At 45.0% G+C, this 23631-nt stretch carries 25 protein-coding genes and 1 pseudogene; 16 read left to right on the forward strand and 10 right to left on the reverse strand.

Going from position 1 to position 23631, the window contains the following annotated elements:
• Positions 1–17 precede the first annotated feature (17 nt).
• The 3 genes from lnt to QT987_RS01520 all read right to left on the reverse strand — a co-directional run bounded on the left by lnt (position 18) and on the right by QT987_RS01520 (position 4119).
• Positions 18–1826 carry an apolipoprotein N-acyltransferase gene (lnt, locus tag QT987_RS01510; protein WP_445300347.1) on the reverse strand — a complete coding sequence of 603 codons (1809 nt, stop codon included), beginning with the start codon at positions 1824–1826 and terminating at the stop codon, positions 18–20.
• A gap of 188 nt (positions 1827–2014) precedes the next feature.
• Entirely contained in the window at positions 2015–3097 is a 1083-nt protein-coding gene (gene psbA / locus QT987_RS01515; protein ID WP_333236677.1) for a photosystem II q(b) protein, read from the reverse strand.
• A gap of 674 nt (positions 3098–3771) precedes the next feature.
• Entirely contained in the window at positions 3772–4119 is a 348-nt protein-coding gene (locus QT987_RS01520) for a histidine triad nucleotide-binding protein (protein ID WP_172188364.1), read from the reverse strand.
• Between the two features lie 219 nt (positions 4120–4338).
• Between QT987_RS01520 and QT987_RS01525 the strand changes: the two genes are divergently transcribed.
• Both QT987_RS01525 and QT987_RS01530 read left to right on the forward strand, forming a co-directional pair.
• A complete protein-coding gene (locus tag QT987_RS01525; protein ID WP_333236679.1) occupies positions 4339–5868 on the forward strand; it encodes a YifB family Mg chelatase-like AAA ATPase in 1530 nt (509 codons plus the stop codon).
• A gap of 1095 nt (positions 5869–6963) precedes the next feature.
• Entirely contained in the window at positions 6964–8349 is a 1386-nt protein-coding gene (locus QT987_RS01530; RefSeq protein WP_333236681.1) for a hypothetical protein, read from the forward strand.
• 431 nt (positions 8350–8780) lie between these two features.
• Here QT987_RS01530 and QT987_RS01535 read toward each other — a convergent pair whose 3' ends face one another.
• A complete protein-coding gene (locus tag QT987_RS01535) occupies positions 8781–9617 on the reverse strand; it encodes a hypothetical protein (RefSeq protein WP_333236683.1) in 837 nt (278 codons plus the stop codon).
• A 516-nt stretch (positions 9618–10133) separates the two neighbouring features.
• Entirely contained in the window at positions 10134–11123 is a 990-nt protein-coding gene (moaA, locus tag QT987_RS01540) for a GTP 3',8-cyclase MoaA (protein ID WP_333236686.1), read from the reverse strand.
• A gap of 176 nt (positions 11124–11299) precedes the next feature.
• Between moaA and QT987_RS01545 the strand changes: the two genes are divergently transcribed.
• From QT987_RS01545 to QT987_RS01585, 9 genes are all read left to right on the forward strand, one after another.
• Positions 11300–11749: a nitrate reductase associated protein gene (locus QT987_RS01545; RefSeq protein ID WP_333236688.1), complete on the forward strand. Its 450-nt coding sequence runs from the start codon at positions 11300–11302 to the stop codon at positions 11747–11749.
• A 328-nt stretch (positions 11750–12077) separates the two neighbouring features.
• Positions 12078–12539 (forward strand): ATP synthase subunit I, encoded by a 462-nt coding sequence (locus QT987_RS01550; RefSeq protein WP_333236690.1) that lies wholly within the window; start codon positions 12078–12080, stop codon positions 12537–12539.
• A 55-nt stretch (positions 12540–12594) separates the two neighbouring features.
• A complete protein-coding gene (gene atpB / locus QT987_RS01555; protein ID WP_242717111.1) occupies positions 12595–13353 on the forward strand; it encodes a F0F1 ATP synthase subunit A in 759 nt (252 codons plus the stop codon).
• Between the two features lie 128 nt (positions 13354–13481).
• Positions 13482–13727: an ATP synthase F0 subunit C gene (gene atpE, locus QT987_RS01560; protein ID WP_242717122.1), complete on the forward strand. Its 246-nt coding sequence runs from the start codon at positions 13482–13484 to the stop codon at positions 13725–13727.
• A gap of 97 nt (positions 13728–13824) precedes the next feature.
• Positions 13825–14310 carry a F0F1 ATP synthase subunit B' gene (locus tag QT987_RS01565; protein WP_333054530.1) on the forward strand — a complete coding sequence of 162 codons (486 nt, stop codon included), beginning with the start codon at positions 13825–13827 and terminating at the stop codon, positions 14308–14310.
• A gap of 87 nt (positions 14311–14397) precedes the next feature.
• Positions 14398–14925, forward strand: a complete 528-nt coding sequence (locus tag QT987_RS01570; RefSeq protein ID WP_333154051.1) for a F0F1 ATP synthase subunit B — start codon at positions 14398–14400, stop codon at positions 14923–14925.
• 3 nt (positions 14926–14928) lie between these two features.
• Entirely contained in the window at positions 14929–15474 is a 546-nt protein-coding gene (atpH, locus tag QT987_RS01575; protein WP_333168389.1) for an ATP synthase F1 subunit delta, read from the forward strand.
• A 118-nt stretch (positions 15475–15592) separates the two neighbouring features.
• Positions 15593–17110 carry a F0F1 ATP synthase subunit alpha gene (gene atpA / locus QT987_RS01580; protein ID WP_333037344.1) on the forward strand — a complete coding sequence of 506 codons (1518 nt, stop codon included), beginning with the start codon at positions 15593–15595 and terminating at the stop codon, positions 17108–17110.
• Between the two features lie 314 nt (positions 17111–17424).
• Positions 17425–18375 (forward strand): F0F1 ATP synthase subunit gamma, encoded by a 951-nt coding sequence (locus QT987_RS01585; RefSeq protein ID WP_006631110.1) that lies wholly within the window; start codon positions 17425–17427, stop codon positions 18373–18375.
• Positions 18376–18668: 293 nt separating this feature from the next.
• Here QT987_RS01585 and QT987_RS01590 read toward each other — a convergent pair whose 3' ends face one another.
• On the reverse strand, positions 18669–18980 hold the full coding sequence (locus QT987_RS01590; protein WP_333236692.1) for a DUF2442 domain-containing protein: 312 nt from the start codon (positions 18978–18980) through the stop codon (positions 18669–18671).
• Positions 18961–19044 (reverse strand): annotated as a pseudogene (locus QT987_RS01595) (hypothetical protein); the annotation flags it as partial. The gene QT987_RS01590 and the pseudogene QT987_RS01595, both read right to left, overlap by 20 nt.
• On the opposite strand from QT987_RS01595, the gene QT987_RS01600 reads away from it, so the two are divergent.
• The gene (locus QT987_RS01600) at positions 19006–19188 is read left to right on the forward strand and encodes a hypothetical protein (protein ID WP_333236694.1); all 183 of its coding nucleotides are present in this window, start codon (positions 19006–19008) and stop codon (positions 19186–19188) included. The pseudogene QT987_RS01595 and the gene QT987_RS01600 overlap by 39 nt on opposite strands.
• 117 nt (positions 19189–19305) lie before the next feature.
• A complete protein-coding gene (locus QT987_RS01605) occupies positions 19306–19674 on the forward strand; it encodes a hypothetical protein (RefSeq protein ID WP_333236696.1) in 369 nt (122 codons plus the stop codon).
• 38 nt (positions 19675–19712) lie between these two features.
• On the opposite strand, the gene QT987_RS01610 is transcribed toward QT987_RS01605, so the two are convergent.
• The 3 genes from QT987_RS01610 to QT987_RS01620 are packed head-to-tail and all read right to left on the reverse strand — an operon-like array spanning position 19713 to position 20461.
• A complete protein-coding gene (locus tag QT987_RS01610) occupies positions 19713–19925 on the reverse strand; it encodes a helix-turn-helix domain-containing protein (protein WP_190735550.1) in 213 nt (70 codons plus the stop codon).
• A gap of 56 nt (positions 19926–19981) precedes the next feature.
• On the reverse strand, positions 19982–20194 hold the full coding sequence (locus QT987_RS01615; RefSeq protein WP_006631112.1) for a helix-turn-helix domain-containing protein: 213 nt from the start codon (positions 20192–20194) through the stop codon (positions 19982–19984).
• A 54-nt stretch (positions 20195–20248) separates the two neighbouring features.
• Entirely contained in the window at positions 20249–20461 is a 213-nt protein-coding gene (locus tag QT987_RS01620; RefSeq protein ID WP_333102803.1) for a helix-turn-helix transcriptional regulator, read from the reverse strand.
• 151 nt (positions 20462–20612) lie between these two features.
• On the opposite strand from QT987_RS01620, the gene QT987_RS01625 reads away from it, so the two are divergent.
• From QT987_RS01625 to QT987_RS01635, 3 genes are all read left to right on the forward strand, one after another.
• Positions 20613–21101: a hypothetical protein gene (locus QT987_RS01625; RefSeq protein WP_333236698.1), complete on the forward strand. Its 489-nt coding sequence runs from the start codon at positions 20613–20615 to the stop codon at positions 21099–21101.
• Positions 21102–21389: 288 nt separating this feature from the next.
• Positions 21390–21620, forward strand: coding sequence for a hypothetical protein (locus QT987_RS01630; protein ID WP_333236701.1), 231 nt, complete (start codon positions 21390–21392; stop codon positions 21618–21620).
• On the forward strand, positions 21613–23571 hold the full coding sequence (locus tag QT987_RS01635; RefSeq protein WP_333236703.1) for a hypothetical protein: 1959 nt from the start codon (positions 21613–21615) through the stop codon (positions 23569–23571). Before QT987_RS01630 ends, QT987_RS01635 begins: the two co-directional genes overlap by 8 nt.
• Positions 23572–23631: the final 60 nt, after the last annotated feature.

The following is a 23631-nucleotide window of genomic DNA, read 5'->3' on the forward strand; positions in this document are numbered from 1 at the left end:
AATCTAAAAGCTTCGGATTAATTTTTTTTAACAATCAACCGCATTAACCCCGCTAATACTAACAATACAGGTGTCAGCCAATCTCCCCACCGCACGTAAAAAGTCCGAGTTTGCCGCCGATAAATAGTAGCATCTCGGACTTCATAGGTATTAATCCCAGACTTCCAAACCGTCTCGCCGCGAGGATTTACAAAAGCAGAGTAACCCGTATTAGTTGCGATAACTGCCCATCTATCCGTCTCAATGGCCCGCATCACATCTAGAGCATGATGTTGATCCAACATGGGCGGTTTGTAGTGGGCATTGTTGGAAGCTGTGAGCATAAATTCGCCTCCATTCGCCGCCTGATATCGGAAAATTTCCGCAAAGGCCGAATCGTAACAAATTCCGACAATGGCGCGGCCAAACGGCGTATCAAACAATTGTTGAGAATTGCCGGGTACTAAATGAGCATCTAAGGGCGAAAGTCGATTAATAATCCCGCCTAAGATTTCGTAAAAAGGGATATATTCGCCTAAAGGCACTAGCTTTAGTTTATCGTAGCGACCGACAATTTCTCCAGTGCGATCGATCGCCAATAAGCTGTTAGTGATACTATTGTCTTGCTGGCCGAAGCCTCCCACCCAAGCCACAACGCCGCGTTCGAGAATAGCTTGGTAAAAAGAAAGAGTAGAACGTTGATACTCGTTTGTCCAGATAAAAGGCAAAGCTGTCTCTGGAATTAACACAGCATCGACTTTCCTGTCTGCTAACTGTTTGTACCCAGTGGTGTAACCTTCCAAAGCGCGCCCCCAACCCGCTGAGTCAAACTTAATCTCGTTAGGAATATTGCCTTGAATAATGCCAATTTTTAATGAGGTTCCCGCCTCTTGATACAAAGGGCGATTGTACAAACTCCAGCCTGCAATATGCAAAATTAAACACAAACTCGCAGGCAAAATATAAGCAATCCAATTCTTCCTTGTTCCTTGTTCCTTGTTCCTTCTTCCTTCAATAAAAGCTTCTGCGATTAAGCCATTTACTGCTACAATAGCGGCTGTTACTGCGCTGGGCCCGGAGAGTTGACCGAGGTGCAATATTGCTAAATTGTGGGGGCTTTGCGTGTAAGATAGTGATGTCCACCACAGCGAACCTGTACTCCAAATACTTTCTAAGGCACACCACAAAGCTGTGCCAATTAAAACGCGAGTTAATGCTGAAAATTTAGAGCTACCCCCCCCAGCCCCCCCTTGTAAAGGGGGGGAGTTAAGAAGAATAAGATCGGAGCTACCCCCCCCAGCCCCCCCTTGTAAAGGGGGGGAGTTAAGAATAAGATCGGAGCTACCCCCCCCAGCCCCCCCTTGTAAAGGGGGGGAGTTAAGAATAAGATTTTGATTTTTTCGGGGTAAAGTTAGGGAGTTGAGAATTACAAATAGCCACGCCCAAACGGCGACTAAGGCTGCTCCCCAGAGGGTGATGAATGCCCAGCAAAAAAGTGCGATCGCCAGACTCGGCCACCAAGGAACTCCCAACCAAGTCATCGGGTGAATTCCCATAATCCAAGATAAAGCTAATCCGTGATAGCCAATTCCCCACAGTGAAGGAAGAAGGAAGAAGGAAGAAGGAAGAAGGAAGAATTTTTGTTTTTGTTCTTCTATTTTTGGCTTTTGATAACTGACAACCAAAATCCACAGGGGAGCTAATGCTACCCAAGCTAATAGCCAAGCATTTACTGGTGCGGTTGTCAATGCCATCAAAATGCCGCTGAAAAGTGCGATCGCCCAGGCTAATGTTTTGGATTTATGAACCACGAGTTTTTCAAATTTGTGCCTGTTAAATATCGCCACTTTGATGATTGCCAAAAATAATAATTCTTAATCAATATATCAGATCGATCGGGAAGTTCGGCAAGGCGCAGTTTATGGGATTTAACGGATTTAACGAATTTAACAGAAAAAAAGCTCTCAAATTCTACTTGCCAAAACAAAAAGCGCCCCTATTTCTAGGAGCGCTTTTTGTGAATCAAAAGCTAAATTTAGCCGTTGATGGAAGGAGCAACCATTGCTACTGGGGTGACTTCACCGGCGGCCAAGTCGAGGGGGAAGTTGTGAGCGTTGCGCTCGTGCATTACTTCCATACCCAGGTTAGCGCGGTTGATGACATCAGCCCAAGTATTGATCACGCGACCTTGCGAGTCGATAATCGATTGGTTGAAGTTGAAACCGTTGAGGTTAAACGCCATCGTGGAAATACCCAAAGCGGTAAACCAGATGCCGACAACTGGCCATGCACCTAACAAGAAGTGCAGAGAACGGCTGTTGTTAAAGCTGGCGTATTGGAAGATTAACCGACCGAAGTAGCCGTGGGCTGCAACGATGTTGTAGGTTTCTTCTTCTTGACCGAATTTGTAACCGTAGTTCAAAGATTCAGTTTCGGTTGTTTCGCGAACCAAGCTAGAGGTAACAAGAGAACCGTGCATGGCGGAGAACAGAGCACCGCCGAAGACACCAGCAACTCCCAGCATATGGAAGGGGTGCATCAGGATGTTGTGCTCGGCTTGGAACACGATCATGAAGTTGAATGTACCGGAGATACCCAAGGGCATACCGTCAGAAAAGCTGCCTTGTCCGATCGGGTAAATCAAGAATACTGCGGTTGCTGCTGCAACAGGTGCAGAGTAAGCGACGCATATCCAAGGACGCATACCTAAACGGTAGGACAATTCCCATTCACGACCCATGTAGCAGAAAATGCCAATCAGGAAGTGAAATACTACCAATTGGTAGGGGCCGCCGTTGTACAACCATTCGTCTAAGGAAGCTGCTTCCCAGATGGGATAGAAGTGCAAGCCTATAGCATTCGATGAAGGAACAACAGCACCAGTAATGATGTTGTTGCCGTACATCAAGGAACCTGCTACTGGTTCGCGGATGCCGTCGATGTCCACAGGAGGAGCAGCGATGAAGGCGATGATGTAGCAGATGGTGGCACTCAGCAAGGTAGGAATCATCAAGACGCCGAACCAACCCACATAAATGCGGTTTTCAGTGCTTGTGACCCATTCACAAAAGCGTTCCCAAACGTTGCCGCTTTCGCGACGCTGTACGGTTGTTGTCATTTGGTTTATGATGGCTTAATTGAATTTTCAAGGTTCATTGTGGGGATGTCCCACGCTTATATTAGTAACACCATTCACTAAAGTTTGCCAAGGGATTTTTGCTGACAATTTAAATATTTTACAAACATTTACAAAAATTGGATTCTTGGTAAATATTTGTAGTTTTTTACAAAGCAATATTACCCACATAACAGGTTAAATATAGCGACCTGAAGAACTGAATCTCTTGTCTGTAGCTTGGTTCAGCAGTTCGATCTAATTATTTTTGTTCAGGTCGATTTTCTTTCTCTTTAAATATCTGTTAATTAGGTCGTGAAGAGATGATTTTTAATATTTATTTACATATCATCGGTGGATTCTGCGAGGGTAAATTTGTATCGGGAGAATACTGAAAATCTGGTTTTTAGTGCGATCGGGCTGCATTAGACAAGATTGCAACAGTTCTTTTAATTAAATTTTAGGACGGGCTAGAAGCCCATCCCACAAGAAAAAAAATTTGTGGGATGGGCTTCTAGCCCGTCCTAATTATTTTTGCAATTCAAGTCTATTCTCAATAATCTCCAATCAACCGGGTTTATTGACGAAAAAAGAAACCCGGTTTCTGAGGCGCTTGGCAATAGACATCAACCGGGTTTCTGAGGACAAGTCCGCAAGTTCTGCGTCAAAATTAGGCTTTAGCCTGGGGGCCACTTCATCTGGCGACCGCCGAGAATGTGAAGGTGCAGGTGGTCTACAGTTTGGCCGCCGTCGCTGCCGCTATTAATGACGACGCGATAGCCGTTGCTAAGTCCGAGTTGTTCTGCTACCCGTTTGACAGTCAGCAGCAAGTGTCCCATGAGAGCATGATCTTCTGACTCGGCATCGGCTAATTTGGCAATAGGCTGTTTGGGAATGACGAGGATGTGGACGGGTGCTTGCGGATGGATATCTCGGAACGCGAGGGCCAAGTCGTCTTCATAAACGATGTCTGCGGGAATCTCTTTGCGGATGATTTTGCTGAAAAGCGTTTCTTGAGTTGTCATGGGTGTTAACGAGGGAAGTTCGGCAACGGATTCTGTAACGGATGTAACGGATGTAACGGATGTTGGGAAGAGGTTCGAGGGAAGACCCAGCAGGAGAGAAGGAAGAGGAGAAAAAGAAGAGGCAAGGAAAAGTTTTTCTTGCCTCTCCCGATATTCATTAGTCATTGTTAATCATAATAGATCATGAATCAAGGACAGGCAAATTAAGGATAAAGAAAAATGCTTGCTAGGGTTTGGAGTGCATCGATCGTTGGAATTGACGCGGTAAAGGTGGGTGTTGAGGCTGATGTGTCAGGGGGGCTACCGAAAATTGTGGTTGTGGGGTTGCCCGATTCTGCGGTGCAAGAAGCTAAAGAAAGGGTTAAGGCTACGCTGAAAAATTCGGGATATGCTTTTCCGATGCGGAGTATTGTGATTAATTTGACTCCGGCGGATTTGCGGAAGGAGGGGCCGAGTTTTGATTTGCCGATCGCCATTGGGATTTTGGCAGCATCCGAACAAGTCAGCGCTGAACTTTTGGGAGATTATTTGTTTTTAGGGGAACTTTCTTTAGATGGGAGTTTGCGGCCTGTGGCTGGGGTTTTGCCGATCGCCGCTGCTGCTAAAAAAATGGGTATTTCAGGATTGGTTGTACCGGCTGGTAACGCGCAGGAAGCGGCTTTGGTGCACGGAATATCTGTTTATGGTTTTGAAAATATTTTTGCAGTTACTGATTTTTTGAACAATCCTGAAGTTTATTCGCCTGTAGAAGTAAACGGTCGAGAAGAGTTAGCAAAAACGCGGTTTTCGGGTCTAGATTTAAAGGATGTAAAGGGGCAAATTCACGCGCGGCGGGCTTTGGAAATTGCGGCTGCGGGGGGACACAATTTAATTTTTGTGGGGCCGCCAGGGAGCGGTAAGACGATGTTGGCGAGGCGTTTGCCGGGTATTTTGCCGCCGCTGACTTTTGATGAAGCTTTGGATGTGACTCAAATTCATTCGGTGGCTGGGTTATTGAAGGATAAGGGAAGCTTGGTGGGCGATCGACCTTTTCGCAGTCCTCACCATTCGGCATCTGGCCCTTCTCTTGTCGGTGGCGGCAGTTTTCCGCGTCCGGGTGAAATTTCTTTAGCACATCGCGGCATACTTTTTCTGGATGAATTAACTGAGTTTAAAAGAGATGTTTTGGAGTTTTTGCGGCAACCGCTGGAAGATGGTTATGTGACCATTTCTAGAACTAGACAATCGGTGATGTTTCCGGCTCAATTCACTTTAGTTGCGAGTACGAATCCTTGCGCTTGCGGTTATTACGGCGACTCGATTCAACAGTGTACTTGTTCGCCGCAAAAGAGGGAGCAATATTGGGCAAAACTTTCCGGGCCTTTGATGGATCGGATTGATTTGCAAGTGGCCGTTAATCGTTTGAAACCGGAAGAAATTACGCGACAGCCGACGGGGGAAGAGTCGGAACCGGTGCGGGTGAGGGTGCAGCGGGCGCGAGAGCTCGCAACTCGCCGTTTTCAGTCGGAATCTAGTTTGCGCTGCAATGCGGAAATGCAAAGCAGTCACATTAACACATGGTGTCAGTTGGATGATGCTTCTCGGAATTTATTGGAGATGGCGATTCGGAAGTTGGGGCTGTCGGCGAGGGCTAGCGATCGCATTTTGAAGGTTGCTAGAACTATTGCTGATTTGTCGGGGGATGAAAGCTTGAAAACGAATCATGTGGCGGAGGCGGTGCAGTATCGGACGATCGATCGAATGCAGTAAGTCAATCGATTTTAGATTTTAGATTTTAGATTTTAGAGGCGACCCCACGGATAAATGCTCTTTCTTGAGGATTTTCGATTTTCGATTTGGGATTGATTCCACGGATAAATCACGTGGCGGGTACCACCTTTGAAATTCGCTTGTCAGCAGCGGCTCAAAAGACACAATCCCCCGATCCCCGACTTCTTAAAAAAGTTGGGTATTTAACAGTTGATTCGGCGATTTAAATTGCTTCTAAACATACGAAGTCGCAGCAGAGGGGGACGAAGGGATTAAGGGGGTATTGAAGCTCGATTGATGTTGTCCCATTATTTAATTGAGCCACTGAAACGCCCCGATGTTCCCATGTTTATTGTCTGATTTTGTGCTGCATGGTGCCAGTATCACTTGTGACCGAAAGCATCCAGGATACCCGCCACGTGATTCATCCGTGGAGAAATCAAAAACGTGTATCCGATAAGCAAGCCCCCGAATTTATCTCGCGCAAGTCAATGCTTCAATCTAAAATCTAAAATCTAAAATCTAAAATCGATTGACAGTTGCGTAAGTTCTGTTAGTGTTAGATTGGGGGAGGTCACAGCAAACCAAGGCAGCAGTTAAAGTGGCGAGCGAGGAAGCTTTAGACCAACTGCCCGAAAGCTAATCAACTGAAGTGTATCAGCGCAAATATCAAGAGGTTTATCAGCACGTCTAGGACTCTTATTCTGAGGCCACACGCAGTATTTAGACCACCGCAGCTTGAAGCTGGTGTCAATGCCACCCACCCACAGCTTTTGTCAAAAACCCCTCATAATTTCATCAAAAATTCATCAAGTTTATACCCCCTTTTTGTCATTTTTACTGTAATTTATGATACCGATCGCCCAAGTTGCCCGAATCTCCACAACGGCCGAATTTTTAATATTTAATTTCTCGCTCTCCCTCTCCCTCCTTCTCCCTCGCTCTTCCTCCTTCTTTCTCTTTCCCTCGCCCCCTCTCTCTGTTTCACCCTAAAATTTGAAATTTTTGAGTGACGAATTATGGCACGATCGCAGCGCGTTTTGATACCATGCAATCAAGCGCAAGACAATCAGGGAATGCACTGGAGGTGTGTAAATGGAGCTTTTGGCAGAACAAAAACGGTGCTTGGATTGCTTGGTAAGCTCGATCGAGCAATTGGGAGGTCGAGTAGACATTCCAAAGCTGGAGCAGATAGCTGAGCTAATTATTCAAACGATGAGAGGGCCTTGGCGCTACTTTCACACGTCGGAACACATTTTTGAGGTCGGGGGGTCAGTCGATCCGATCGAGGTGCTGGCTGCACTGTTTCACGACCTCGTGTACGTGCAAGTCGATCAGGGCGTTAGTTTCAATATTAGCAGCGCCCTTTGTCCTTTTGTCAAAGAGGTGCGATCGCAGTTAGTTATTAGAGATGAAACCGAACTGCCCGACGATGCCATGTATCACCTAGTGGCCTCAGTATTTGGGTTTATTCCCGGCAAGACTCTCTCTCCGTTTGCCGGTCAAAACGAATTTTTGAGTGCCGTTATTGCTGCCAAATCTTTGGAGCCTTTTTTGCCAGCTAGTACGATCGCTGAGATCACAGCTTGCATCGAAGCTACTATCCCTTTTCGTCCCGTTTCGCCCAGTGGTTTGAGCGCGATCGAACTTTTGTACCAGCGTTTAGCAAGTGCAAATCGCGATTTTAACTTGGGATGGAGCGATGCCCAAACCTTAGAAATTGTCAAGCGTGCAGTCAGGTTAGCAAATAGAGATGTCGAGAATTTTGCATCTCCAAATTCCTCTAATTTCTTAGACAATACCTGGAATTTGATGCCAGAAACCAACCACGAATTGACCAATGTTAATTCCTATACTGTTGCCGGATATCGCAGGTCTCTGCAAAAAATGGAAGGATTTTTGAACTTCCTCAAACCCGAGCTGGTTTTCCAGCAGTTTATGCAAGAGCCGGACGATGCAACCTACGCTAACCTGATTGCCCGAACTCGCAAAAATATCGAAGTTGCTAAACTTTATCTGGGTATCAAGCTAATTACCATCGCCATTTTAGAAGCTCTTTCCTACCGCTTGGGGCGCGATATTCCGCTTTCTACTATGATGGGAGAATTGCGCGCACCCGGATTTAAGACCTCAGTTTTGGAGGATTACTTGCCCAACAAACAGATTGCCTACCCATTAGAAACTCAGTTGGAAAAAGAGGTTTTAAATTTGTTAGCAATAGGACGAAATCAAGAATCTCCCTATGATATTAAAAACTCTCCCGTAGCTACGTTTATTATCAAATCTATCGGTTTTGCTGAAACTGAAAACTTTTTGAAGAAAGCTCAAGAGTTTTTTGCCGGTCATATTTCCTCGGAAGAGTTTCTCTCTTACTGTTCTCCCGATGTCATCGAGACCATCTCCTCCGGGGTGATGAAACTATTTGACAGCAGAAAGACGGCTTTAGGGAAAGTTAAATTAGTTCACCAAACAGTTTCTTAGGATAGCTTGGCAAAATCTTAAAACGTTTTCCATCGCAGAAACCTGGTTTCTTGAGTTCAGCCACAATGTGCGGTTAGTCTGAGATGTTGCATTATTCTCGCTTAACAGGCTTTCGAGCCTGTTCCACAACAAGTGCATTTTCTTGTGGGGAGTAGGGGTTGGGCAGGATATCCCGCCTATAGCAGGCTTATTGATAATGGTGCAAGATTTCACTTTAAACCCTAAAAAAAGTCCTCTTTAACTAATATGTTGCACCATTCTCAATAAGCCTTTTATGAACAGGCTTTTCGGCCTGTTCCACAAGAAAATTTATATTTTGTGGAACAGGCATCTTGCCTGTTCTTGAGAATGGTGCCAGATATCAGCTTTAAAGGACTTTAGCTATGAGTCTGGGGTTTGAACCCCTGGCGGACTAATTCGACATCAAACTTTTATTGTGGTGAACCAGTCGCACCCTCTGCGCCGGAGTTGCTATCAGGTACAGCCGTATCTGTCGGATTAGAATCGCTCCGGCTTTCGGTATTAGTTTCGCCGCTGGTACCTGCTCCAGAAGCACCATCATTTTGAGTGGGAGATGGAGTAGCTGAACTCTCAGGTGCTGGAGTTGTTGGAGTGGAATCTGGCTCATTCTGCGGAGTCGGAACCGTAGTATTGGTATTATTTGACGGCGAAGATGGAGACGGCGCTGCTTCCTGAGCGGGTGCATCTTGCTGCTGTGAATTTGGAATTGTAATATTGATATTGGGAGCCGGACTTGCTTGAGGAGCCGGACTTGCCTGTTGAGCTGGACTTGGTTGAGGATCAGGCGTAGCGTTTTGAGCTGGACTTGGTTGAACCGGAACAACCCTTTCAATGATCGTTTTTTCTCTCTCTATAGTCCGAGTCGGAGCAGGTGTTGCTGAAGGTTGATTCGCTTTCGGTACAACAATCACAGGAGCAGAAGCAGGAGTAGGAGCCTCCTCACTCCGATTGAAGTAATATACACTGCCCAGAACTAAGCCTGCCAAAGAAGCAAGAAGAATTCCTAACAGTAACCCGCGACCAGCATTCTCATTATCGCGGACTTCTTGGACTCCAACTTGGCGGTGATTTTCCGCCATTTGACCCTGTACATAACCTTGGTGATGAGCTGCTTCTTTAGAAGCCTTCCCCGTTGTACTCGGAACACTTGTAGTGGTTCGCGTTGTACTGACGTGACCGTTAGTTGCATCAGTGTGAACTTCTTGATGAATTTCACGGCTAGAGCTATTTTCTTCGTTAGGTTTCATAATTATCTTCGCCACAACTATTCAAAAAGTATTTGTCTGTAGGAGATGCTCTGGTTGGAAAACTTGAGCTAAGCTGTTGAGCATTTAAATCACTTATTTCGATTTACTGTCAAGATTCAGGGGTGTTTGGCTCATGAGTTTAAATGCTTAACAGCTTTTAGCTTAGGGAGTTTAGAGAACTTTTGGTTTTTCCTTCATTTGTATCCAATGTAACTCGTTAAGGTATTAACCAGGCTCTACCCTCAGAGTGATTTCCAAGTCCCCAAAGGCATAGAATTAGCCGTACTTCAACAAAGAATATCGGCTAAATGAGTTATTTATAATGCTTACTGTGCAAGCATATAGCCATCCTAAATGAGTAGTTATTTTTTACGACTCCTGCAAGGATTGCTATAGTAGTTGTAGGTTGAGTTGAGGAACGAAACCCAAGTTGTTACTTTCAGAGAGAGTTAGGTTTTGCTTCGCTCAACCCAACCTACGAATAAGTATATAAATGACCGATCGCACTAAAGATAATTAGCCACCGATTTGAGACATGGTGCGGCTGTAATTTCCTTGAGTAGTTCCCGAATCCCGCTGCTTGAAATTAATCTCCGGTTTCATCTCTAATATGTGCCGCACTCGATCGCGCAATTCAACCGTAGACACCCCATTCCGCAAAGCAGTTTTCAAGTCAATTTGCCCGGTTTCGTTCAGCAGACAAGGCCGCAGCCACCCGTCAGCAGACAAACGCATCCGGTTGCAGCGATCGCAAAAACACTCGGACATTTGGCTGATAAATCCTAAAGTGCCCTTCGCCCCCGGAATTTGAAACACATCCGCCGGCCCATTTCCGCGAACACCCGACTCCGCTAACCCGTATTTGTCGCTAATTTGTTGCCGCAATTCGGCTGAGGCTACCCAACCCTTATCGCCAAATAAATCCCCATTGCCGATCGGCATAAACTCAATAAATCGAACGTGCCAATTCCGGTTAATTGTTAACGCCGCTAAATCCAATATTTCGCCGTCATTCACACCGGGAATTACCACAACATTCAGTTTCAGCGGGTCAAATCCAGCTTGATAAGCCGCTTGAATTCCCTCCCAAACCTGCGTCCATCGCGATCGTCCCCGACTACCAATTATTTTATCAAAAGTCTCTGGTTCCAAGGAATCCAAACTAATATTAATCCGGCGCAAACCAGCATTGTAGAGATTTTCCGCCATTCCCGCCAGCAAAAAGCCATTAGTTGTCATTGACAAATCTCGCGTTTCCGGCATCGAGGCGATCGACCTTACCAAATCCACCACCCCAGGCCGCAGCAGCGGTTCCCCACCTGTCAAGCGAAACTTGGTAAATCCCACGGGTATAAAAACTTCGCGCAGCAGAGTTAGCAATTCCGAGTGAGTTAACAACTGCTGCTGCAATACATAGTCCAACTCGCTACCTTCTGGCATACAGTAGAGACAGCGGAAGTTGCAGCGGTCTATCAAGCTAATCCGAAGGTAGTCTACGGTATCCATGTCAATAGTTTGTAATATTATTTAATTATAAATGCTGACTCGATTTTCTGCAATTATTGATAAAGAGCAATAAACCTGCATCAAATTCTTTTCACCTTCCCCATCCTCTCTTACTCTGCGCCCTCTGTGGCCTCTGCGGTTAATAAAAAAAATCTCATTCACAAATTTGTATATCTATGTTCTTTGAATTTGAAGCTGACTTTGTAGAAGCCCTGCGCTGCATTCCGATGCAAGTACGTCTCAAATTAGATACTTGCGGCATTAAATTGAAGTTGCAGGATTGGAATCACTTTACTCAAGCAGAACGTCAAACTCTTGTAGATAAACCTTGCTCGACAAGTGCAGAAATTCAAGATTACCGAGAACAGCTAAACCAAGTATTAATTCAACAGACAGGCAAACCGGGAACTGATTTGGCTGTTGATGAAAATCCCCCCTGGATGGATGCTGCAACTGTACCGGAGTCTGTTTCTGCAAAAGCGCAAGAGTTCGGCGTGACAATTTCTTTGGCACAGTGGGCGAGTTTGCAGCCTCTACAGCGATTTGCTTTGATTAAGCTTAGTCGATCGAGCCACGAGAATAAAAATTTCATTCCGGCGCTTCAAGAGTTTAAGGTTATTGAATGAGATCAAGTTTTAATTGACTTTGAGGGCGCAGAGGCAGACAAGGGAGAGTTACCTCATCGATTCGGGCGATCGTCCTCTGTCCATATCTCACTTAGTGAGACTTACTTAGTGAGACAAGTGAGAACAAAGTATAAAAAAGTGGGCCTGGCGGTGGGAAAGGTAGCGTGAGGTCGATCGGACATTTAACGGCTTGAGGTTTCCGAAGCGCCCGACACCAAATTCCGACAAGTATGATTAATTTAATTTTAAGTATTGTTACCGCAGCGTGGTATTATTTTTCTGAGTTTGCAAAGCACTCGCCTGCTACCTGCATTAGTTTCTGAGCTTCGTGAACACGCAAAACACACCCACCGAACCCACACCAGCAACCGAGGATATTCCTCAAGCTGGCACTGTCTCGACAGTCTCGACAGTCTCGTCCGAGACAAGCAATCCCATGCAAGACTTTTATCGCCTCCAACAAGAGTTGTTGGCGTACACCCTTGCTTTTACGGCGATTATTTTTATCTCCGTTTGGATTTTTTACTCCCTCAACATTGCCCTGAATTATTTGCTTGGGGCGAGCACAGGTGTGGTTTACTTAAAGATGTTGGCTAGAGACGTTGAACGAATCGGCAGCCAAAATCAACGCATCAGCAAGACAAGGCTCGGTTTGTTTTTCGCGGTGATGATAGTAGGAACACAGTGGAATCAGCTACAGATTTTACCGATATTTTTGGGATTTCTGACTTACAAAGCTGCGCTGATGGTTTACGTGATCCGAAGTGCATTAGCACTAGACTACAGGTAAGTCAGGCAATTCGAGCAAAACTCAACTCATCGATTTGTATGGGGAAGCCCGTTGAATGGCAATGCTTGACGTTCTAAACACCTTTAATCGTTTCCCCCTCGCCAAATTGGAAGTTGGCCAGCAGTTGTACTGGCAACTCGGCAATCTGAAAGTGCACGGGCAGGTTTTTCTAACCTCGTGGTTTGTAATTGCCGTTTTAGTCGTAGTTTCGATTTTAGGAACCAGCAAAATCCAGCGAATTCCCAGCGGAATGCAAAATTTTATGGAGTATGCGCTGGAATTTATTCGGGACTTGGCTAAAAACCAAATTGGGGAAAAAGAATATCGCCCTTGGGTACCGTTTATTGGTACATTATTTCTGTTCATCTTTGTGTCAAACTGGTCTGGCGCTCTAATTCCTTGGAAGCTGATTAAGCTGCCATCAGGTGAATTGGGAGCTCCTACCGCTGACATCAACACCACGGTAGCATTTGCACTGCTGACTTCTCTAGCATATTTTTATGCAGGTCTCAGCAAAAGCGGCTTGGGGTATTTCGCCCACTATGTTGAACCGGTGCCTTTCATGTTGCCGTTCAAAATCATAGAAGATTTCACTAAGCCTCTGTCCCTGAGTTTCCGTTTGTTTGGCAACATTCTTGCGGACGAATTGGTGGTCGGAGTGCTAGTGTTGCTAGTGCCTTTATTTGTTCCTCTGCCAGTGATGGTTCTGGGACTATTTACCAGTGCAATTCAAGCTTTGATTTTTGCAACCTTAGCCGCAGCCTACATAGGTGAAGCTCTAGAAGGCGGTCACGGCGAAGAACACCACGATTAACTAACGATAAACGGCGAAGAATGAAGGAGGAAAAAGAAAATTTCTGATCTCAAACTTCCTCCCGTCACATCGGACAATTCTCTAGACTTTCTACTCTCAATTTTGTACTTTAGATAAGGAAAATCATCATGGACTCAACAGTTGCTGCCGCTTCCGTAATTGCCGCCGCTTTGGCAGTAGGTTTAGCCGCAATCGGCCCTGGCATCGGTCAAGGTAATGCAGCAGGTCAGGCTGTAGAAGGGATTGCCCGTCAGCCGGAAGCAGAAGGTAAAATTCGCGGCACCTTGCTGTTGAGTTTGGCGTTCATGGAAGCGCTCACAATTTACGGTTTGGTCGTAGCCCTAGTGCTGCTGTTTGCCAACCCCTTCGCATAATAATTTGAAATTTTAGATTTGAGGTTTTGGCGATTCTAATCCAAAATCTCAAATCTAAAATCGATTAAGCGAATTAGATGGAAGCCGTCAAAAAATCATGATGCACTGGACAGTATTACTAGCAGTTGAAGAAGCGGCTAAGGAAGGGGGACTGTTTGATATAGATGCTACGCTGCCTCTGATGGCGGTGCAGTTTTTAATTCTAGTCGCAGTCTTGAATGTAATTTTTTACAAGCCGCTCAGCAAGTCAATTGACGATCGCGCCGATTACATTCGCAACACTCAAGTCTCCGCCAAAGAACGCTTGGCAAAAGCTCAGCAACTAGCGCAGCAGTACGAGCAAAAACTGGGAGAAACTCGCAAACAGTCTCAATCAGTAATTGCTGCTGCTCAAGCTGATGCCCAAAAAATTGGGGCAGCAAAAGTAGCTGAGGCTCAACAAGAAGCTCAAGTCGCGCGAGAAAAGGCTGGGCAAGAAATAGAGCAGCAAAAGCAAGAAGCAATGCGCTCACTAGAACAACAAGTAGACGCGCTCAGCGGCCAAATTCTCGAAAAGCTATTAGGGCAGTCGCTGGCCAAATAGCGAGACAGAAGAGTTTTAGATTTTTGATGGAATCTCAAATCTAAAATCGCTTCACCCAATCTGCACGCGCAATTATGGAAGAGTATCATGGGGACTGTTTTATTGCTAGCCACAGAAGCTAGCGGCGAAGGTGGTTTCGGTTTAAATTTCGATATTTTAGAAACCAACCTGATTAACCTGGTCATTATTATTGCAGTGCTGTTTTATTTCGGGCGCGGATTTGTAGGTAAAATCCTGACAGAGAGGCGTTCGGCCATCCAAGAGGCGATTCAAGAAGCAGAAAAACGCCAAAAAGATGCAGCAGCAGCTCTAGCAGAGCAACAGCAAAAATTGACTCAAGCGCAAGCAGAAGCGGAACGAATTCGTGCCGCTGCTGAAGAAACTGCCCAGAAAGCAAAAGAAGCAATTCTAGCTCAGGCAGCGCAAGACGTTGAACGAATGAGAGCAACAGCAGGTCAAGAGTTGGAAGCGGAGCGGGAAAGAGCGATCGCCCAACTGCGATCGGCGGTTGTATCTCTGGCATTAGCAAAGGTGGAAAGCCAGCTAAAAACTAGCTTAGACGACAGCGCTCAACACCAATTAATCGATCGCAGCATTGCGTTACTGGGAGGCTAAAACGTGAGTACAGTCAGCACAGAAGTCTTACAGCCTTACGCATCTGCCTTGATGTCACTGGCTCAGTCGAACAATCTTTCAGAGAAGTTCGGCGAAGATATTCGTTCCTTACTGAGCCTGCTAGAAGGTTCGGAAGATTTGCGTCAATTTTTAGCCAATCCGCTGATAAAACCGGATGCTAAAAAAGCCGTGATTCAGCAAATAGCGGGTGAAGAAATGAGCCCCTTGATGCACAGCTTTCTGAAGCTATTAGTAGACAAAGGAAGAATTCTTTTTTTAGAAGGGATTGGCAAACAATACTTGGCAAGGCTCCGAGAACTAAACCAAACAGTATTGGCTGAAGTTACATCGGCAGTCCCGCTTTCAGACGCTCAACAGCAGACTGTGCGCGAGAAAGTGCAGGCGATGACCAGCGCTAGAAGCGTAGAAATTGAAACCAAAATAGACGCAGATTTAATCGGCGGTGTGGTAATCAAAGTAGGCTCTCAAGTAATTGATGCCAGCCTGCGGGGACAATTGCGCCGTCTGGGAATTCGCTTGAATTCCTGATAGTTAATAGCTGATGACTATTAGCTAATTTAATTAGCAGTTAACGGTTGGTAGTTTTGAACAACTGATAACTGACAACTGACAACTGACAACAAACAACTGACAACAAACAACTGACATGGCAGCAATCAGACCTGACGAAATTAGCAGCATTATTCGCCAGCAAATTGAACAGTACGACCAAGATGTAAAAGTCTCTAACGTCGGTACTGTTCTGCAAGTAGGCGACGGCATTGCTCGGATTTATGGCTTGGATAAAGCCATGTCTGGGGAATTGCTAGAATTTGCCGACGGCACCGTGGGCATTGCACTGAACCTCGAACAAGATAACGTGGGTGCAGTGTTGATGGGCCAAGGCCTCGGCATTCAAGAAGGTTCGGCAGTTACTGCTACTGGCAGAATTGCTGAAGTCCCCGTGGGTGAAGCAATGTTGGGACGGGTAGTTGATGCTTTGGCCCGTCCGATTGACGGCAAAGGAGAAATTAAAACTACTGAATCTCGCTTGATTGAATCTCCGGCACCGGGGATTGTTTCTCGCCGTTCTGTTTACGAACCGATGCAAACAGGAATTACCGCTATTGATGCGATGATTCCTGTGGGAAGAGGACAGCGGGAACTGATTATCGGTGACAGACAAACCGGTAAAACTGCGATCGCGATCGACACAATCATCAACCAAAAATCGGAAAACGTGATCTGCGTTTACGTGGCGATCGGTCAAAAAGCTTCTACAGTAGCTAACATCGTCAACGTCCTGCAAGAAAAGGGCGCGATGGACTACACGATCGTAGTAGCAGCCAACGCTAGTGACCCCGCAACCCTGCAATACTTGGCTCCCTACACAGGTGCTAGCTTAGCCGAGTATTTCATGTACAAAGGCAAGCACACTTTGGTCATTTACGATGACCTTTCCAAACAAGCACAAGCTTACCGCCAAATGTCTCTGTTGCTGCGCCGTCCTCCCGGTCGCGAAGCTTATCCCGGAGACGTGTTTTACCTGCACTCTCGCTTGCTAGAACGCGCTGCTAAATTGAGCGACGATTTGGGCGAAGGCAGCATGACTGCTTTGCCAATTATCGAAACCCAAGCAGGTGACGTTTCTGCTTACATTCCGACGAACGTAATTTCGATTACCGACGGTCAAATCTTCCTTTCTTCTGACTTGTTTAACGCTGGTTTGCGTCCTGCAGTAAACCCCGGTATTTCGGTATCGCGGGTAGGTTCGGCGGCTCAAACTAAGGCGATGAAAAAAGTAGCCGGTAAGGTGAAATTGGAATTGGCACAGTTTGAAGAACTGGCAGCATTTTCTCAGTTTGCTTCTGACTTGGATAAAGCTACTCAGAATCAATTGTCGCGCGGTCAGCGCTTGCGGGAACTGTTGAAACAGCCCCAAAGTTCGCCTCTGCCGATGAACGAACAAGTGGCTGTAATCTATGCCGGTATTAACGGCTATATGGATGACATTCCTGTGGAAAAAGTCAGCAAGTTTACTGTTGGTTTGCGCGACTATTTGCGGACTAGCAAGCCGAAGTACGGCGAAATTGTTCAAGGCGGAAAAGCTTTGACTGATGAAGCTGAGAAGCTGCTGAAAGAAGGCATCACTGAATACAAGCAAAGTTTCTTGGTTTCTGCGTAATTAGTCATTAGTCATCAGTCATTAGTCATTGGTCATTAGTTAAGTCACAGATCCCCCCTAGCCCCCCTTATTAAGGGGGGGACAAGAGCGTTCAAAATTCCCCTTTGTAAGGGGGGAGATTAGAAGCACTCAAAGTCCCCCTTTTTAAGGGGGATTTAGGGGGATCGAGACTTCGAGACAAACATCGAGACACAGGGTTTCAGTCTTAAGTTAACACCAATGGTTAATGCCGTATCCCTACCGTAGCTAAGCTTAAAAATTGATGGCTGGGAACTAAGAACTCAGAATAAAAGCTAAGAAAAAAGGAGAAAATTATGGCAAATCTGAAAACTATTCGCGATCGCATTAAGTCGGTCAAGAACACTAAAAAGATTACAGAAGCAATGCGCTTGGTGGCCGCTGCAAAGGTGCGCCGCGCTCAAGAACAGGTGACTGCTACTCGACCTTTTGCCGATCGACTGGCAGAGGTATTATACGGTTTGGCGGAACGCTTGCAGTTTGAAAATTTGGATTTGCCGCTGCTGAAAAAACGCGAAGTGCGATCTGTGGGACTGTTGGTAGTTTCGGGCGATCGGGGTTTGTGCGGCGGCTACAACAGCAACATCATCCGATACGCCGAAAATCGCGCTAAGGAAATCAAAGCTGAAGGCTTAGACTACAAATACGTGTTGGTAGGACGCAAAGCTACTCAGTATTTCCAGCGCCGCGAACAGCCGATTGATGCTACTTACGCTAACTTAGAACAAATTCCCACAGCACCGGAAGCGGCACAAATTGCTGACGAATTGCTTTCGTTGTTCCTGTCAGGAACTGTGGACAGAGTTGAGCTAATTTACACCAAGTTTGTGTCGCTAATTAGTTCGCGTCCGGTAATTCAAACTTTGCTGCCCCTCGACCCCCAAGGTTTGGAAACTCCCGATGATGAAATCTTCCGTTTGACATCGCAAGGCGGACAGTTTCAAGTATCGCGCGAGAAGGTTGCTTCACCTACGAAAAGCTTGCCCAGAGACATGATTTTCGAGCAAGATCCGGCGCAAATTCTGGAGGCTCTTTTGCCCTTGTATTTGAACAACCAATTGCTGCGGGCTTTGCAAGAGTCTGCTGCTAGCGAGTTGGCGGCGCGGATGACGGCGATGAATAATGCTAGTGAGAATGCTAGCGATTTGATCGGTAGTTTGACGCTGACTTATAACAAGGCGCGGCAAGCGGCAATTACTCAGGAAATCCTGGAAGTTTGCGGCGGTGCTGAGGCTTTGAATGGTTAGGTTAGGGTTGACAATTTGTTGATTTTATGGTATGCGTCTGGGGGAACTCAGGCGCTTTTTTTTAACAGTTAGATCCTTGATAATATCAGGTTCGGTTAAATAGATATAATTCCTGTAGGGGCGGGTTCACCAATAATAATTGGCTAAAACCGACAATCTCATAAACCCGCCCGGCCGGTTCTTATCAGCAATTAACCAAACTTGATATAATTCGGCGGTTGAAACCGCTTCTTGTCAAACGAAGTCCGCCTGCGCGGACTAAGAAATAAGGAGGATTATTAAAGCCAGGTTTGTTAGTAGACTATCTTCCCGCGTTCCTCTAACCACCGCTGAAATGACTTCTGACTTTCTCCAGATGGTTTACCGAGAATAATATTTTTGATGCTAATATCTTCGTCAATATCTGGCCAGTGGATTCCCTCATTTCCACCAATAAATCGCCAATTATTCCGTTCGTTTAGTGTGCTATGCAATAGCCGAGGATACCAAGCTAAAGGAACAGAAATAGTACGACCATCAGATAGATCGACTGTTAGCGTGTCGTCTGTAACAACTACGTTTTGTGCTTGGGGGATTTCTAGCAACTCAACCATTAAAGAAGTCATTCCAACCTGCTAATAATTGCTGTTGATGTTCTTCAACAAGTTTCTGAATGCCATTGATTTCTGTACGATTGAAGCCTTTATTATTTTGAAGGCGAACTGGACTAAGCCAAAACTTAGCTTCTTATCGATCGCGCTCAACGTGAACGTGCGGTGGTTCATCCCGATCGCCCGCATAGCAGAAGAAACGGTATGGGCCGACTCGGAGTAACGTAGGCATTCAGACTTATTAATCACAAACTGACTTCTCTATTTTAACCGATGCACGAGCTTTCATCTCTGATATAGTCGAAGTATTGAACGGGATTGTGCGATCGTCTTTAAAAAAATGGCAAAAAAAATCTGGATTGTCTACAAAACCGAAAGCATGAGTGATCCGGGCTGGGAAGAACGTCAGCTTATGCCGAGGGGCAGTGTAACTAATATACTTTGGGAAAATTGGACTTGGGAAGAAAACCCAGAAATTCCTCAAGTAGGGGAGAAAACCCGCGATTATGAAAATCTATCTGACCCAGGTAATGGAGTCACCCACGGGAAAGATGGAGATTGGGTAGTTACTCGCGTTCAGCAGTTTTTTGCTTCCGATACTGAGGAGCGAATTGTGGTGTGTTACTGTTCTTACCAACCTGTTACATCTGATTGGGAAGCACTACAACGGGGTGAGTCTGTCAATCAGATGCTAGCAACTGTCGAGTAATATTATTGACTGGATAATTAGTCTGTAAAAGCGATCGACTATTCCTGCACAATTTCCACCAAGTCTTCAATCATCACATCAAAGGTTCGGGCCAATTTGTGTATGGAAATGAAGTCAATGGTGGACACTCCCGGACAGCGGGCGTAGTGTCTGACGGTGCTGTAAATTACTCCCGATCGTTCTGAAACTTCTTTCAGCGTCCAGCCTTTCTCGCTAGCTAGTTCTCTGACTTTTAACCTGACTAAACCCATACTTGACAAATGATGGTGTACCATCATCGGATAGTTTTATCCCAAAAAGCGATCGCCTACTCTTTGACGACCTCAACCAAATCTTCCACCATCACGTCAAAAGTACGTGCCAACTTCAGCAGACAAGTAAAATCAACCATTGCCATTCCCGGAGAACGTGAATAGGTGGTGAGTGTGCTGTAAATGACTCCTGATCGCTCAGAAACCTCTTTGATCGTCCAGCCCTTCTCAGCAGCAAATTCTTTAACCCGCAATCTAATTAAACCCATTGACAGAAAACTAGATTTACTCTGGGATAAAATTTTATCGTAAAAAGTGATCGCTCACTCCTGCACAATCTCATACAAATCTTCGATCAACACATCAAAAGTCCTCGCCAACTTGTGCAAGGCTGTCACGTCAACTGTTGCTAATCCGGGCGATCGGGCATAGGTTCTCAGCGTGCTGTAGACTACGCCCGATCGCTCTGAAACCTCTTTGATCGTCCAGCCTTTCTCAGCAGCAAACTCTCGAACCCGCAATCTAATTAAACCCATAACCTCTTGACAGATGATTGATATAAGTCATACAATTATACTGTAAAAAGCGATCGCCCCTAGGCCTGGAAAACTCAAGGACGATCGCCTATCAAAGTTCAAATCCCATCAACTGGGATTTATTAACCATCTGAAATTCCCATCAAGTGGGATGTATCAACCATTGAAAATTCCCATCAAGTGGGATGTACCAACTATGTTAGCAAGCTTTCGACCAAAATCAACCCCCAGACACAGATTGAGCCGGTTTGTGACGAAAGAGGCGATCGCGCGACTGCTGAAAATCAAGGTAGAACAAATATATCGCTTCGAGTGCTGGGCGCATATCCTGTACGTGCACGCTAAAGGCATGAGTCGGTTTGTCAGTTATGCCGACTTTCCGCCTGTTTTGGGAGTGGAATCGCCCTCTGGTTTAGATTTTGGTTATTGGAAGCGCCGGATAGCGAGTCAGAAAGAGAGACACGCGCCGGATTTTTGGGTGGATTTTTATGCGGCGAGATTTCAGAAAGCTGTTTCTGTTTCTGAATTGTTCGAGTGGGGAAATTTGGTGGGGGTGATTAAATTGATGTTAAGTGCGATCGGGCTGGAGTCGCTGCGAAAGGTTTATGCACAAGAGAAATCTTTGCTGCAACATTTTTAAATTATGACTGAAACACGGGTGATTAGAAACCGGGTTTTTTTGCGAAAATACGGCATCCCGGCCTTTAACTAAGTGAAAAACCCGGTTTCTTTGCTGTGCGTAACTCTCATAAACTCCTGCCCCCCCTGTAGGGGCGGTGCCCCCGTGCCCGCCCGAAAGATCGGGGCAACCACGGGGGGATTGCCCCTACAGGAATTACTCGTGGCAAACATTCAAAAAATTGGTACAAGCTCGACTACAACAGTTATAATTTCTCCATGCGCTTCCCCCTCTATCTGAGTTAAGCCCATGAGTAACCTTTCAAACATCCCAGGCGGAGGCGATTTACCCGATCGCTATCGGAATGTAGGAGAACAAATCAAAGCATTCTTCGATTTTGCCGAAAACAATCCCGATCGCGCTGTTCCTTTTTTCGTCAATATCGGGGAAACTCAAGCATCACTAACCACGCGGGCTCTAGCGCTGCAAGGCTTAGGCGTGGCTGCAAAACACTATGATGTTGTAGAGAGTTATGAGTGATTTTTTAGGTATCCAACCACCGGGAAGTGGCGGTGGCAAATTCCCGCCCATCCAGAAGGGAAAAGACTTTTTTGACCAGTTTCCCCACTGTCGCGATGATGGGGAAAGAATCGAACTTTTTGTGAAGACAGCTAAAAGACAGGACGCACCTTTAAAAGCTCTCGAAGAATTGTTGAAGTACAGAGATCAATCTTGCTTGACGATGGGGCTTCAGAGCTTTGCGTATATTGGCAATCAAGCCATCAGAACAAAACTTGCCAATCTCGATTATATTGACGGACTTGACGAACCTTTAGATAAAATTTATCAGCTACCTAACCCGGACGATTATAAGTGTCATAGCCAAAGAATATTTGAAAAATTGTCCCAAGAGGCTCAATCAGGTAGCGAACTCACTCGTTTGTCAGCAGCTTGGACAATTCAGCAATTGAAATATCCTCAGATAGTTTCAGCTAGGTTCTTGTTCAAGTCTGCTGAGGATATTCAAAGGCAAATTATTAGTGAAAATCTCAAACGTCTTACTGATAGGTACTTATTGAGCGATCCTATCCGATATAAAGAATTTATTGATTTTTGGGTGTACGCACCGAAAAATCATTTGCTTCAGTTACTCCAATCAATTCCTGCTAATTCCCTAAAAATTGTTGACGATGTTCTAACTAGGTTAGGTGTTGCAGGTTTTGAATTGGTGACGCAGGCTTATGGTTTACAAAAGTTGGTTGTCGAAGCTGGTTTGCGTTCGGCAGACTCTCTTTTCAGAGATAGAAACTATCAGGATTCTGAAACAAGAGAAAGATTATCAAAAGCTCTGATACCTTTCTTGGATAATACTGATATTGACCTCCGGCGGCTTGCCGCTAAAACCATTAACGAAGCTGGATCGTGGTTAAAAGCTGAGGTTAGGGGTAAAGCTGCCGTTATTTCAAGGGACTGGTATGGTAATGTAGTCCGACTGGGTGAAGCATCAGTTCCATTTTTGATCCAAGCTCTCAGAGGTTCGCTGATATTAGATACTAAAGATCATCTAGGAGAGCAACTTGAAGCTATTCAGTGCATTGGTAAAATTTATGCTTTTAATATAGATAAAAAAATCCGCAATCTTATAGAGTTTCTCCAACACCGTGAATCAAGTGTGAGAGACGCAACTGTATCATTGCTTAAGCAGCATCAAGACAAGTTAGATCAGAATTCCCTTCATATACTCACAGCCCTAGATTTTCAGTTTCGCTTACCACGAAAATATTATAATTTTACTAGCATTGCACAGATTGAGGGAGAAATAACCTCTACTAGGCAATATCAGAAAGAGATTGAGAAAATATTTCAGAATGCTATATTGAGCTGTAATAAAGGCGCTACCGAAGTGTTGAATCTTTTGTCCTCCAAGCAAAAAGAGTACGACAGTTTATTGTCTAAGCATATTGAAAGCTTATACAATGAGAAATCATGGCTAAAAAGGAAGGCTGACGAGTCTTTAGAACAAGCAAAACAAGAAAAAAAGAGAGAGAAAATAAGATTTGTTAGAGATTTTATTATCCTGGCGACTTTCATGATAGTCTTCTTGATCTATCACCCGCTATTTTTATCTGCCCTTCAAAAATTTTATTCAATTATTCAAAATATTTATTCAAGGGTTTTAGATTTTCAAAATCAACCTCCTTTTATACAGGCAATGATACTTGGACCTTTTCCTTGGTTGGGTATAATACTTGTAGTTTACTTATTATGTACAATTACCGATTTTCTGGAACAAATTAAAGACAATAATCTTCTTATAGAAGCAATATTGTTTTATTTTTATGTTGGTTGGTTTGCACCCTTGGCTCTGGGCTTAGTTTTTCTACCGTTCGCATTTGTAGGAAGTGTAATAAATATATTTTTCCTAAAAAAAATTATGTTGAATCCTTGTATTTTTCAGGTTCAATATCCGGCATTATTCTTTATATACTGATATTTTTCGGGATATTTTTCCTACTTTTACTGTTTATATACACGCTAAACGAAATATTTT

It is taken from the genome of Microcoleus sp. SVA1B4 (genome assembly GCF_036700545.1).
GTDB lineage: Bacteria > Cyanobacteriota > Cyanobacteriia > Cyanobacteriales > Microcoleaceae > Microcoleus.